General features: G+C 72.3%; 13 protein-coding genes. 6 read left to right on the top strand and 7 right to left on the bottom strand.

All coding sequences use genetic code 11. The annotated features are described in order from the left end of the window. The 4 genes from QN141_11720 to QN141_11735 all read left to right on the top strand — a co-directional run. Nucleotides 1-336, top strand: a 336-nt coding sequence (locus QN141_11720; protein ID MDR7559143.1) for an ABC transporter ATP-binding protein, incomplete at its 5' end; no start/stop codon positions are given. 69 nt (nt 337-405) lie between these two features. Next, a complete protein-coding gene (locus QN141_11725; protein ID MDR7559144.1) occupies nt 406-687 on the top strand; it encodes an antitoxin in 282 nt (93 codons plus the stop codon). Beyond that, nucleotides 675-1,082, top strand: a complete 408-nt coding sequence (locus QN141_11730; GenBank protein MDR7559145.1) for a type II toxin-antitoxin system VapC family toxin — start codon at nt 675-677, stop codon at nt 1,080-1,082. Before QN141_11725 ends, QN141_11730 begins: the two co-directional genes overlap by 13 nt. Before the next feature lie 7 nt (nt 1,083-1,089). Then, the gene (locus QN141_11735; GenBank protein MDR7559146.1) at nt 1,090-2,070 is read left to right on the top strand and encodes an ABC transporter ATP-binding protein; all 981 of its coding nucleotides are present in this window, start codon (nt 1,090-1,092) and stop codon (nt 2,068-2,070) included. Between the two features lie 10 nt (nt 2,071-2,080). On the opposite strand, the gene QN141_11740 is transcribed toward QN141_11735, so the two are convergent. The 5 genes from QN141_11740 to QN141_11760 form a co-directional block, all read right to left on the bottom strand. After that, on the bottom strand, nt 2,081-2,815 hold the full coding sequence (locus QN141_11740) for a nucleoside phosphorylase (GenBank protein MDR7559147.1): 735 nt from the start codon (nt 2,813-2,815) through the stop codon (nt 2,081-2,083). A gap of 17 nt (nt 2,816-2,832) precedes the next feature. Then, the gene (locus QN141_11745) at nt 2,833-4,587 is read right to left on the bottom strand and encodes an adenine deaminase C-terminal domain-containing protein (protein MDR7559148.1); all 1,755 of its coding nucleotides are present in this window, start codon (nt 4,585-4,587) and stop codon (nt 2,833-2,835) included. 63 nt (nt 4,588-4,650) lie between these two features. Continuing rightward, nucleotides 4,651-5,646, bottom strand: coding sequence for a cation diffusion facilitator family transporter (locus QN141_11750; protein MDR7559149.1), 996 nt, complete (start codon nt 5,644-5,646; stop codon nt 4,651-4,653). Between the two features lie 2 nt (nt 5,647-5,648). Next, on the bottom strand, nt 5,649-5,996 hold the full coding sequence (locus tag QN141_11755) for a cupin domain-containing protein (GenBank protein MDR7559150.1): 348 nt from the start codon (nt 5,994-5,996) through the stop codon (nt 5,649-5,651). A gap of 78 nt (nt 5,997-6,074) precedes the next feature. Beyond that, entirely contained in the window at nt 6,075-7,031 is a 957-nt protein-coding gene (locus QN141_11760; protein ID MDR7559151.1) for an alcohol dehydrogenase catalytic domain-containing protein, read from the bottom strand. A gap of 142 nt (nt 7,032-7,173) precedes the next feature. Between QN141_11760 and QN141_11765 the strand changes: the two genes are divergently transcribed. Both QN141_11765 and QN141_11770 read left to right on the top strand, forming a co-directional pair. Beyond that, entirely contained in the window at nt 7,174-8,430 is a 1,257-nt protein-coding gene (locus QN141_11765; protein ID MDR7559152.1) for an FAD-dependent oxidoreductase, read from the top strand. A 155-nt stretch (nt 8,431-8,585) separates the two neighbouring features. Then, entirely contained in the window at nt 8,586-9,068 is a 483-nt protein-coding gene (locus QN141_11770; protein MDR7559153.1) for a CHRD domain-containing protein, read from the top strand. 63 nt (nt 9,069-9,131) lie between these two features. On the opposite strand, the gene cydC is transcribed toward QN141_11770, so the two are convergent. Together cydC and cydD are read right to left on the bottom strand one after the other, a co-directional pair. Beyond that, complete coding sequence (gene cydC / locus QN141_11775; GenBank protein ID MDR7559154.1) at nt 9,132-10,889, bottom strand: thiol reductant ABC exporter subunit CydC; 1,758 nt, start codon at nt 10,887-10,889, stop codon at nt 9,132-9,134. Beyond that, nucleotides 10,886-12,610: a thiol reductant ABC exporter subunit CydD gene (gene cydD / locus QN141_11780; protein ID MDR7559155.1), complete on the bottom strand. Its 1,725-nt coding sequence runs from the start codon at nt 12,608-12,610 to the stop codon at nt 10,886-10,888. The genes cydC and cydD overlap by 4 nt, the downstream gene beginning before the upstream one ends. Between the last annotated feature and the right edge of the window lie 27 nt (nt 12,611-12,637).

The following is a 12,637-nucleotide window of genomic DNA, read 5'->3' on the forward strand; positions in this document are numbered from 1 at the left end:
GCGGAGACGTGCGACATCGTGGCGGTGATGTACGCGGGCCGCATCGTCGAGGCAGGCCCCGCCGAGCGCGTCTTCGCCTCGCCGGCGCACCCCTACACCCAGGGCCTGCTGGCCAGCGCCATCTCGGTGCAGCAGAGGCAGGAGATCACGAAGGCGATCGAGGGGGCGGTGCCGGACCTGCACGATCCGCCGCCGGGGTGCCGGTTCCATCCGCGGTGCCCGTTCGCGATGCCGGTGTGCCGGACGGAGACCCCTCCGGCCTTTCAGGTAGAGCGGGACCACACGGCCGCCTGCTGGCTGCGCGACTCCGGACCGGGAGCGGGGGATCGCGTGTGACCGGTCTTGCGAGCAGCTCGCCGGGATATATGATAATCATATAATCAGACCGACGTGCCGGAGGGCCAGTTGACGAGGAGACTGACGGTTACCGAAGCGGTCAGGAATTTTTCCGACATCCTGGGACGAGTGCGATTCAAGGGCGAGCGGTTCATCCTGGTCAAAGGGGGCAAGCCCGTCGCGGAGTTGAGGCCCACGGACGCGGCGGCGGAGGTTCGCCTGGAGGAGTTGTCGGCGATTCTCGAGGGGCTGCCCCACCTGGACCCCGAGGATGCCGACCGCTTCGCGCGTGATCTTGAGTCCGGCCGATCGGCCACCGGCCCGATCCCGGCCCCGCCATGGGGATCCTGATCGACTCGAGCGTCTTCATCGCGGCTGAACGAGGCCGCCTGTCCATCAGCCGGCACCTCACGGAAGGCAAGCATGAGCCGGTCGCCCTGAGCGCGCTCACGGCCACCGAGCTGTTGCAGGGGGTGCATCGCGCCACGACCTCACAGCACAGGATCCAGCGGGAGCGATTTGTGGAGGCGATCCTGGCTCGCTTCCCCGTCGTTGAATTCGGACTGGAAGCGGCCCGTGTGCATGCCCGGCTGTGGGCTGATCTGGCGGCGCGCGGGGAGGTTGTCGGCGCGCACGATCTGATCATCGGCGCGACCGCCCTGGCCATCGACTATCAGGTCGCCACCGTGAATGTCCGGGACTTCCAGCGCATCCCCGGACTGCGGGTCCAGATCTGGAGTGCCTGAGCCCCCCGTGCTCCTTCAAGGGCTGGGTCTGCGACGCTACTACCCCTGGGGTCGGACGTGGCTCGGCCCGCGGGCGTGGGTGCGCGCGGTGGAGGACGTCACGATCGACGTGGGCGAGGGGGAGACCGTCGCCCTCGTCGGGGAGAGCGGCTCGGGGAAGTCCACCACCGGACGGCTGCTGCTCGGGCTCGAGCCGCCGACCGCGGGCGAGGTGCTGTTCCGCGGCCGGCCGCTGCGGGCGCTGTCCGGCGAGGAGTTCCGCGCCTACCGCCGCGCCGTCCAGCCGGTGTTCCAGGACTCCACCGCCTCGCTCAATCCGCGCAAGACCGTGGCCCACGCCGTGGAGGTGGGGCTGGAGGCCGCGGGCGTCGCGCCGCGCGCCCGGCGGAGCGAGGCGGCCCGCCTGCTGGAGGAGGTGGGCCTGCAGCCGGCGGGGGCTTTCCTCCACCGGTTCCCGCACCAGTTGAGCGGCGGCCAGCGCCAGCGGGTGAACATCGCGCGGGCGCTGGCCACCTCCCCGGCGGCGATCGTCGCCGACGAGCCGGTCTCGGCGCTCGACCTGTCGGTGCGGGCGCAGATCCTGATCCTGATGCGGCGGCTGCAGCGGGAACGGGGGCTCGCCTACCTCTTCATCAGCCACGACCTGGCCGTGGTCCGCAGCATCGCCCACCGGGTCTGGGTGATGTACTTGGGGCGGATCGTGGAGCAGGGGCCCACCGACGACGTCTTCCGCCGGCCGGCGCATCCCTACACCGAGGCGCTGATCTCGGCCACGCCGGTGCCGGATCCGAAGACGAAGCGGGAGCGGATCATCCTGCCCGGAGACATCCCCTCGCCCCTACGGCCGCCTGGGGGCTGCCCGTTCCACCCCCGGTGCCCGGTCGCCCGGGAGATCTGTCGGACGGAGTTCCCGCCCGTGGTGGATGTGGGCGGGGGCCACACCGCCGCCTGCCACTTCGCGGCGGAGCGCGCCGCGGCGTTCCGGTAGCCGCCGCCTGTCACTCCCCCGCCCGGGCCAGCCGCAGGACGGCGCGGAGCGCCACATCGATCGCGCGGCGCTCGGCCTCGCGGAAGCGCCGCTGCGCCTCGTCGGGATCCAGGCGCGGCAGGAAGATGTTGGAGTCGATGGCCAGCACCGCGCCGGCGCGCACCCGGCGGACGGTGGCCACGATGAAGACCGTGGCGCACTCCTGCTCCGCGGCGACCACGCCGCCCTCTCTGGACAGCCGCTCGGCCAGGGATTGGTCGCGGCGGTAGAAGGCGTCCCGGGTGGTGACGATGCCCACGGCGGGATCGATCCCCATCTCCTTCGCCCCGGCGATCAGGGCCGCGGTGACCTCGAGGTTCGCGACCGCGGGGAACTCCGGGGGCAGGTAGGCCAGCGAGGTGCCCTCGCCCCGGTGGACCGCGGTGGCCACGACCAAACTGCCGACCGGGATCGCCTCCTGGCGGCCGCCGGCCGAGCCCACGCGGATGAAGGTATCGACGCCGACGTTGGCCAGCTCCTCGACGGCGATCGAGGCGGAGGGGCCGCCGATACCGGTGGAGCAGACCCCGACCGGCACGCCCTCCACGGTGCCGCGGAAGCCGAGAAACTCGCGGTTGCGGAGGACTTCCTCGGCCCCGTCGAACCGTTGCGCGATGCGCTCGGCCCGCGCGGGATCGCCGGGGATCAGGCAGAAGCGGGGCATGACGCCGGTCGTGATGCGCAGGTGACGCTGCGGCTGTTCCATCTCTTCCTCCACGAAACCTACTGCTCGACGAACAGCGGCACGATCTTTCCGGCCGCGACGTCCACCAGGCCGCGGTCGGTGAGTTTGAGCGCGGGACTCACCGGCAGGGTAAGCACGCCGAGGGCCATCACCGGCGAACGGTGTTCAAACCCCAGGGTCCCCAGGGCCCGGCGGAATCCGGCGAGGTCTCGCGCCACCTCGCGGACCGGCCGGTCGGAGACGATCCCGGCCACGGGCAGGCGGACGCCGCCCAGCACCTCGGTGCCCTGCACCGCCGCCATCCCCCCGCCCTGCGCGACGACCCACCGGGCGGCCAGGGCCATCTCCTCTGGCGTGCGGCCGACCACCAGCAGGTTGTGGCTGTCGTGGGCCCACGTCATCGCCACGGCCCCGCGCCGCAGCGCTCCGCGGACGAACCCGTAGCCGCTGGTCCCGGCCCGGCCGTGGCGCTCGAAGACCGCGGCCAGGCAGAGGTATCCGGAGGTCCAGTCCAGGACGTCGCCCCGCACGGGCAGGCGCGCCGTCTCGGCGGCGGTGTAGGTGGAGTCGGGCCGCATCGCGATGACGCGCACCGTCGCCGTATCCGACGCACGGCCCGGCGCGCGGATCCGGAAACGCTCGACCCCTGGCGCGTCGATACGCACGGTGGCGAGCGCGTCCTGCGGCGGCCGGTAGTCGGGCAGCGGCGTGACGAGTTCGCCCTGGCGCGCGACGAGCCGTCCGGCGTGGAAGACCAGCTCGGGGCGAAAGTCGCGGAGGTCGCGGGTCAGCACGAGGTGCGCGAGCAGCCCGGGGGCGATGGCGCCGCGGTCAAACAGGCGCATCCGCCTGGCCGGGGCGAGGGTGGCGGCGCGGACCGCTTCCACCGGGTCCAACCCCATGCTTACCGCGGTGCGGAAGATGTGGTCGAGGTGGCCGGTCGTCACCAGATCATCCGGCATGACATCGTCAGTCACCAGGCAGAGGTTCAGGCTGCGGGCCAGGACCGCGACCTGACGCAGGGTCTCGGGGGCGAGGCTCTTCAGTTGCAGCTGCAGGGTGACGCCGCCGCGCAGCCGCTCTGCGGCCAGGGCCGGGGTGACGAAGGTGTGGTCGGAGGTCACTCCCGCGGCGACGTAGGCGGCGAGGTCGCCGCCCGTGAGGTTGGGGGCATGGCCTTCGATCACGGCGCCCCGACGCACCGCCTCCGCGAGGACCGCGGCGGCGCGGCCGTCCTGGGAGACGACGGCGTTGAAGTCCATCACTTCACCGAGGGCCAGGACCTCAGGCCAGGAGAGCAGTTCGTTGATCTCCCTCGGCCCGATCTCCGCCCCCGCGGTCTCCAGCGCGGTGGCCGGCACACAGGACGGCGCCTGGAAGTAGACGTCGAGGGGCAGATCGCGGGCGGCCTCGAGCATCAGGCGGATGCCGGACAGGCCCATCACGTTGGCGATCTCGTGGGGATCGGCGATGACGGTGAGGACGCCGCGGGGCACGACCGCCTCCGCGAACGCCTGCGGGAGGACCATGCTGCTCTCGATGTGCAGGTGGCTGTCCACGAACCCCGGCACGGCGTAGGCTCCGCCGCCGTCGACGACCTCACGCGCCGGGACCTTCGCGTCCGGGCCGAGGACGGCGGCGATCAGCGCGCCGGCGGTGGCGACCTGCGCAGGGTAGATCTCGGCGGTGAACGTGTTCACCAGCCGGATGTTGGTGATGAGGAGGTCCGCCGGAGCCCGGCCCCGGGCCACCTCCACCGCGCGGCGTCGGTCTTCGTCAGTGTAGGACGGCATCGGCGGCGTTGCTCCTCTTCTGGGGTCGAGGCAGTTCTGCGCTCCGCGGCGGATGTAAGACGCTCAGTGCGAGTGCACGGGGAGCCCGTCGTGGGCGTGGGCGGCGATGCGGTGGTGGTGCTCCCCGGACTCGCCCTCGGGGTCGATGTGGATCGTGGCCCCGGAGAGGTATTGCAGGTGGTGCAGGAGCTGGTGGTAGACTTCCTTGGCGATGGCGTGGCCCTCCGCCACGGAGAGCTGCGGGGCGACGGCGACGTTGACCTCGGCGTGGAGGCGGTGGCCGATCCAGCGCGCGCGCACGTCGGTCACCTCGCGCACCCCGGTGACGTGGTGGGCGGCGTGGCGGATCTCGTCGATCACCTCGGGGTCCACGCCGTCCAGCATCCGGGTGAAGACCGATCGGCCGGACTGCCAGACGATGCGCAGGATGGCCAGCGTGATGCCGAGGCCCACCAGCGGGTCGGCCAGGGGGTAGCCGAGCCAGACCCCGACCGCGCCGGCGAGCACGGCCAGGCTGGTCCACCCGTCCACGCGGGCGTGGTAGCCGTCGGCGATGAGCGCGGCGCTGCCGATCTCCCTGCCGACCCGGATCCGGAAGACGGCGACGCCTTCGTTCCCCAGGAAGCCGACGATCGAGGCGGCGGCGACGGCCCAGAGATACTCCACCTGCCGGGGGTGGAGGAGGCGCTGGACCGACTCGTAGCCGGCCACGATCGCACTGAACAGGATCGTCAGCACGATGACCACGCCGGCCAGGTCCTCGGCCCGTCCCAGCCCGAAGGGGAACCGCTTCGTCGGCCGCAGGCGGGTCAGCCTGAAGGCGATCCACAAGGGGATGGCGGTCGACGCGTCCCCGAGGTTGTGGATCGTGTCGGCGAGCAGGGCCACGCTCCCGGACAGCCAGACGATGCCCACTTGGAGAAGCGCCGTGGCCATCAGGCCGGCAAACGACCACGTGATCGCCCGGATGCCGCGGGCGGTGGTGGCGATCGAGGGGTCGATCACCCCGTGGGTGTGGCCGTGGTCGGGCCCGCCGTGCCGGTGATGGTGCTCCGCCACCGCTAGTCCTCCTGCGGTCTCTTCTGCGGGATGCAGCAGATGAACTTCATCGGCGTCGTCCCGGTGTTCCGGAGCGCGTGGCGCTCATAGGGCGCCACCCACATCACCATGCCCGGTTCCAGCGGCCGCTCTCCCTGCTCGCCGACGAGGACCCCGCGGCCTTCGAGCATGTACATCTCCTGTTCGTACCAGTGCTCGTGCAGCGGGGTGCTGGCGCCGGGGGCGACTTCGAAGACCCGCATGCTGAAGGTCTGTGCCCCGCGCTTCTGGTCGATCACCCAGCGGATCTTCACCCCGGGCATCTGCTCCGGTTCTTCCGCGGGGACGTCCTCGGGCCTGAAGACTTCCATCGCCGCACCTCACCGTCCTGGTTCAGGGTCTCGGTTACCTCTTCCAAGGCTAGCAGGGCGGACGGGAATCGGGAATCCCTACGGGGTGAGCACCAGCCTGCCCAGGACCTGACCGCGGCGGACGCGGCGCAGGGCCTCGTTGGCCCGCTCCAGCGGCAGCGTTTCGACGTGCCAGGTGATGCGGCCCCGGCGGGCCAGGTCCACCACGGCGCGCAGCTCGTCCAGCGATCCCCAGACCGAGGTCGTGAGGTACGCCTCGCCCGGCACCAGGTCGAAGCCGAAGGGCAGCCTCCCGCCGGCGGCGCCGATCTGGACGAGGATGCCGCCGCGGTCGACCAGTTTCCCTCCCAGCGCCAGGGACCGCCGCGATCCCACGAAGTCGAACACCGCGCGGGCCGGCGGCAGGGTTCGGGCGTCCTCCGGCAGCAGGGCGTCGTCGGCTCCCAGCGCCCGCGCGCGCGTGAGTTTGGCGGGCAGGCGGTCCACGGCGGCGACGCGCGCCTCGGTCAACAGCTTGAGGTACTGGATGGCGAACTGGCCGAGGCCGCCCGCTCCGATCACGACGGCGCGGCCGCCTCGCCGCAGCCAGGGCAGGACCCGCCGCACCGCCCGATAGGGGGTGACTCCGGCGTCGGCTAAAGGCGCGGCGCGCACGGGGTCGAGGTCGGCCAGGGGAATCAGGTACCGGCGCGAGGGGACCAGCATCCACTCCGCGTATCCTCCGTCCGCCGTCCAGCCGGCATCCACACCGTCGGGGCAAAGCTGCTCCTCCCCCGACCGGCACCAGGCGCACCGGCGGCATCCCCAGCTGGCGTAGACGAGCACCGGGCCGATCCCGGGCGCGTCGCCGGCCACCTCGTGGCCGAGCACCAGCGGCAGCCGGGCCTCGAAGGTGCCGTCGGCGATGTGCACGTCGCTGTGACACACTCCGGCGCCGCGCACGCGCACCAGAACCTGTCGGCCCCGGGGCCTGGGCCTGGGGCGATCGACCAGACGGAGGGGCTGACCGCGACGGTACAGGACGGCCGCTTTCATCGGATCGGCAGGGTGTACACTCCCGCCTTCCGCGACCCGGCTCCGAACCCCTGCGGATGAAAAGCGGCAGGAAGCGCACGGCGCTCCGGCAAACCGGGCTGCGGAACGTCGGACAGGCGGAACGTCCAACAATGAGAAGGGGATGACAACGGTGGCCGGACAGGCGGTGGTGGTCGGCGGGGGCGTGATCGGTGTCGCCGCGGCCCACTACCTGCAGCTCTCCGGGTGGCGGGTCACGGTCGTGGACCGCGACGAGGTGGGACGGGGGTGTTCCTACGCCAACGCCTGCCTGATCGTTCCCAGTCACGCCGCGCCGCTGCCCGCCCCCGGCGTGCTCCCCCAGGCGGCGCGGTGGCTCGTGCGGCCGGACAGTCCGGTCTACGTCCGGCCGCGTCTCGACCCGGAGTTCCTGAGGTGGAGCCGGCGCTTTCTCCGCGCCTGCTCCCCGGCGGCGGCGCGGGCGGGGACCGAGGCGCTGCAGCGGGCCGCCGCGGCCAGCATGCGGCTCTTCGACGAACTGGCGACGGCCTGGCGGTTGGAGTTCGGCTACCGGCGCCGGGGGACGCTGAACGTCTACCTCACCGAGGCCGGCTTCGCCCGCGCGCAGCACGAGCTGGAGCATCTCCGGCGGTCCGGCATCAGCGCCCGGGTGCTCTCCCGCGAGGAGACGCTGGCCTTCGAGCCGGCCCTCGGCCCGCGGATCGCCGGCGGCCTGTTCGTCGAGGGCGACGCCCACGGCGACTGTTACGCCTACGTGCGGGCCCTCGCCGCCAGCCTGCTGGCCCGGGGGGCGCAGATCCTGACCGGTACGGCGGTGTTGCGGGTGCAGGTGCGCGGAGGAAGGGTCGAAGGGATCGCAGCCGAAGGGCCGGAGCGGAGGATCTCCGCCGATCTGGTCGTCCTCGCCGCCGGCGCCTGGACGCCCCTGCTCCTCGCTCCCCTGGGCGTGCGCCTCCCGCTGCAGCCGGCCAAAGGATACAGCTGCACCATCTCCGGCTACGACCGCGCGCCCGCCGTGCCGATCTTCATCGACGAGCGGCGCGTGGCCGTCACGCCGCTTGGGGATCGTCTGCGCATCGGCGGGACCCTCGAGCTGGTCGGGTACCGGCCGGGGATCAACGAGCGGCGCTATCGCGCCGTGGTGCGCGCGGCGCAGGAGGCGCTGGCGGAGCCGCCGGCGGCGGAGCGGGGCGACGCCTGGATGGGGTACCGGCCGCTCGTCGCGGACGGATTGCCGGTGATCGACCGGGTGCCTGGGGCGGACGGGCTCATCGTGGCCGCCGGCCACGGGACGCTGGGGTTCACGCTGTCGCCGATCACGGGGCGGCTGGTGGCGGACCTGGCCGAGAGCCGGCCGCCGGCAGTTCCCCTCGAGCCGTTTCGCCTCAGCCGATTCTGAAACCGCGTCGAGGTCCAGAAGATCCGGAAGGTCTCCGCACCGCCGGTCTGCTGCGCATCGAGACGCCGCCTGCGACCGAGTGGCGCGTGACGCCTGTGTTACACTTCCTTGCTCTGCTTTACGGAGTGACCGTTGCGTTCCCGTGGAGGTGGGCGATGAGGAGATCCCTGATGGCCGCAGTGTTCCTGGCCGTGACGGCCGGCACCCTGACTCCCGCCCGCGCCCAGAGCACCGGGTTCACGGCGCGGCTCTCGGGGCAGGAGCAGGTGCCCGTCGTCAGCACGGCGGCGACGGGGCTGGCCGTGTTTCAGCTCAACGCAGATCAAACGAGGCTGTTCTACCGCCTCGAGGTCCAGAACATCCAGAATGTCCTCATGGCCCACATCCACATCGCCCCGACAGGCCAGAACGGGCCGGTCGCCGTCTGGCTGTATCCGCCGTCGCCGCCGCCTGTGCTGATTCCCGGTCTTTCCAGCGGAATTCTGCAGACGGGCACCATCACGGCGGCGAATCTGGTGGGGCCGCTGCAGGGCAGGGACATGGGCGCCCTGATCGGCGCGCTGCGCGCCGGGAACGCCTATGTCAACGTCCATACGAGCCAGTTCCCCGGCGGGGAGATCCGAGGACAGATCCGGTGAGGTGAGCGTCGGGCGAACGCCGGGCCGCCGGCGTTCCTGCCGGCCGCGTATCCATCCGGCCCGCTAGGCCGTGGGCGCCGGAAGCAGCAGGCGGTGCTGCAGGTCCCACATCCGGCGGTAGAGCCCGCTCCGGGCCAACAGGTCGGCGTGACGCCCGCGCTCGACGATGCGCCCCCGGTCGAGGACGAGGATTTCATCCATCGCCTCCATGCCCACCAGCCGGTGGGTGATGAGCAGCAGAGCGCGTCCTCTGCCGATGCGGCGCAGCGCCTGCAGGATCTGCTCCTCCGTGGCCGGATCGAGGTGCGCGGTCGGCTCGTCCAAGAGCAGCAGCGGCGCGTCTCGGAGGAGCGCCCGGGCGAGGGCGAGGCGCCGGCGCTCACCGCCGCTCAGGGCCATCCCGAACTCGCCCACCCGGGTCTCGTAGCCCTGCGGCAGCGACCGGATGAAGGCATCGATCCCGGCCGCCTCCGCAGCCCGCATCACCTCCTCGTCCGTGGCCTCGGGCTTCGCCAGGAGGAGGTTCTCGCGGATCGTGGCGTTGAACAGATGCGTGCGCTGAGGGACCACGGCCAGGAGGCGGCGCACGTCCTCTCCGCTGCAGGACCGCAGCTCGGCGCCGTTCAGCAGGATGGAGCCGCGCTCGTAGTCCCAGAAGCGCAGCAGCAGATGGCCCAGGGTGGACTTTCCCGCCCCGCTGGGTCCCACCACGGCCAGACACTGGCCCGTTTCCAGGGAGAAGGAGACGCCGTCCAGCACCCAGGGACCGGTCGGCGCGTAGCGGAAGCACAGCTCGCGCACCCGGAGGGACACAGGGCCCGGGGATCCCGACAGCGCGGCCGCCGCCCCTGCGGGCGGATCGGCGACGGCGGGGGAGACGTCGACGATGCCGACGACCCGCTGCGCCGCTTCCATCGCGGCCGGGAGCGCCCGCCCGGCCTGGGGAAGCGGAGCCACGGCCTCAAAGCTGGTTAGCGCGGCGAGGACGATCGCGGCCAGAAGGAGGGGAGGTATCCTCCCGGCATCAACCAGGGCCACGGCCAGCACCAGCACCGCCCACATCCCCAGGTGCGCCAGCAGGCCGGTCCACGCCTCCTGCCAGGCCCCGGTGCGCGCCGCGGCATCCTGCGCCCCTGCCAGCGCGCGACCGGCGGCGCGGATCCGCTCCAGCCAGCCGACCTCCCGGCCGGCGGCGACGATATCCGGCATCCCCGCCACCGCATCGACCACGGCGACCCTCAGCGCGGATCGGGCCCGCACCTGCCGGATCCCGGAGGATCGGCTCGCCCCGTAGGTCCACGCCGTCACACCTCCGCCGACCAGGAGCAGGAAGACGACGAGGATGAGCGCCAGGCGGCCGTCGAGGCGCGCCAGGAAGAGGGCGACGGCCAGCGTGACGACCGCGGCCACGGCGGGCGGGGCAATCACGCGGAGGAAGAGGTGCTCGAGCTCTTCGATGTCGGCGACCCACCGGTTCAGGACGTCGGCGCCCCGGTGTGCCATCAACCGGGCCGGGGCGAGGGGCTCGACCTGCTCGTAGAACCAGACCCGCAGACGTCCCAGGATCCGGAAGGTCACCGCGTGGGAGACGTACCGCTCCAGGTACCGGAAGACGCCGCGGGTGATGCCGAAGGCGCGGACCCCGACGACCGGCAGCTGCAGCGCCGCCACCGGGGGATGGAGCGCGGCCAGGGCGATGAGATAGGCCGAGGCGGCCAGCAGTCCGATCCCGCTGAGGACCGTGGCCGCGCCCAGGAGCACGACCACGGCCATCTGCGGGGCGAAGGGCCCGAGGAGCCGTAGCAACCGCCGGATCCTCACGGGTCGCCTCCCGCGGCGACGGCATCCCGCCACCCGATCTCGACCAGCCGGCGGTAGAGACCCTCCCGCCCCATCAGCTCCCGGTGGGTGCCGGCCTCGACCACGCGGCCCCGGTCCAACACGATGATCCGGTCGGCGTGCTGCAGGGTGTGCAGGCGGTGGGCGATGAGCACCGTGGTGCGACCCTGCATCAGACGGGCCACGGAGTCCTGCAGGGCGGCTTCCAGGTCGGGGTCCAGAGAAGACGTGGGCTCGTCGAGGATGACGAGCGGCGCGTCCTTCAGAAACGCCCGCGCCAGGGCGACGCGCTGGGCTTCCCCGCCGCTGAGCCGCATCCCGTGTTCGCCGATGACCGTCTCGTAGCCCTGCGGCAGTGCGGCGACCACGGCATCGAGGTGGGCGGCGCGCGCCGCCCGCTCCACCTCTTCCCGGGAAGCGTCCGGACGGGCCAGACGGATGTTGGCCAGCAGCGTGTCGTGGAACAGGGAAGGGCTCTGCGGCACCCAGGCGATCCGGGTCCGCCAGGCCGCGGCCGGCCAGGCATTCAGGGGGCGCTCTCCGACCAGGATCCGTCCCTCGGTAGGCTCGAGGAAGCGCAACAGCAGGTGGGCGATGGTGCTCTTGCCGGCCCCGCTCCTCCCCACCAGGGCGACCGTCCGCCCCTGCGGGATCACAAAGGAGACGTCGGCCAGGGCCCGCCGTCCGTCGCTATAGACGACGCCGACACCGTCAAACCGCAGGTCGTCAACCCCGGGGTCGTCGGCCCGTCTCTCGTCCGCGGCAGGGCGCGCACCGGCAGGAGGAAACGGCGCCGGGGTGTTCAGGATCTCCAGGATTCTCCCCGCGGCGGCGACGGCCGCGGCGCCGGCGTGAAACCGCCCGCCGAGCAGCCGCAGCGGCAGGTAGAACTCCGGCGCCAGGATCAGGATGAAGAGCGCCGTCTCGAACGTCATCCGGCCGTACAGCAGCTTCAGCCCCACCGTCACGGCCACGATCGCGGTGCTGATCATGGCGATGATCTCCAGCACCAGCGCGGAGAGGAAGGCGACGCGCAGGACCTCCAGGGTCACGGCGCGGAAGCGCTCGCTCATCTCGGCGATGGTGCGGGCCTGCCGGCGGCTCCGGCCGAAGATCTTCAACGTGGTCAGCCCCGAGAGGACATCGAGGAAGTGGGCGCCGAGCAGGCCGAGCAGCTCCCACCGTCGCCGGGTCAGGGCCTGGGCGGCGCGGCCGATGAGGAGGGCCAGGATGGGAATGCAGGGGGCGGTCAGCAGCAGGAGCAGCGCGGAGAGCGGATCGGCCGGGGCGATGAAGGCCAGGAGGGTCGCCGGGATCAGCGCGGCGAGGGCAACCTGGGGGAGGTAGTGGCGGAAGTAGGCGTCCAGGGCCTCGATGCCCTCGACCGCCGCCGCGGCCAGTTCGCCCGTCCGCTCACCGCGCGTGTAGGCCGGGCCGAGGGCGAACAGGTGGGCACAGAGCCGCTCGCAGAGGTCGGTTTTCACCCGCAGGGCGACGCCGGCGGCGGCGACCTCTCCCGCCCAGACCAGGGTCGCCCGGGCCACGATGACCGCCAGCAGGGCGGCCAGCGCGGGAATCAGGGTGGGGAGGCGGCGGCCGTCGAGGAACACACCGGCGATGACGCCGCTGAGGAGGGATGCCTGCAGGACGACGAGCACGGCCGTTCCGACGCCCGGGGCGATGGCCAGCGCGAGATCCCGCATCCGCGCCTGTCGCCACAGCGCCGGGGC

Source organism: Armatimonadota bacterium (assembly GCA_031459765.1).
Lineage (GTDB): Bacteria > Sysuimicrobiota > Sysuimicrobiia > Sysuimicrobiales > Kaftiobacteriaceae > Kaftiobacterium > Kaftiobacterium secundum.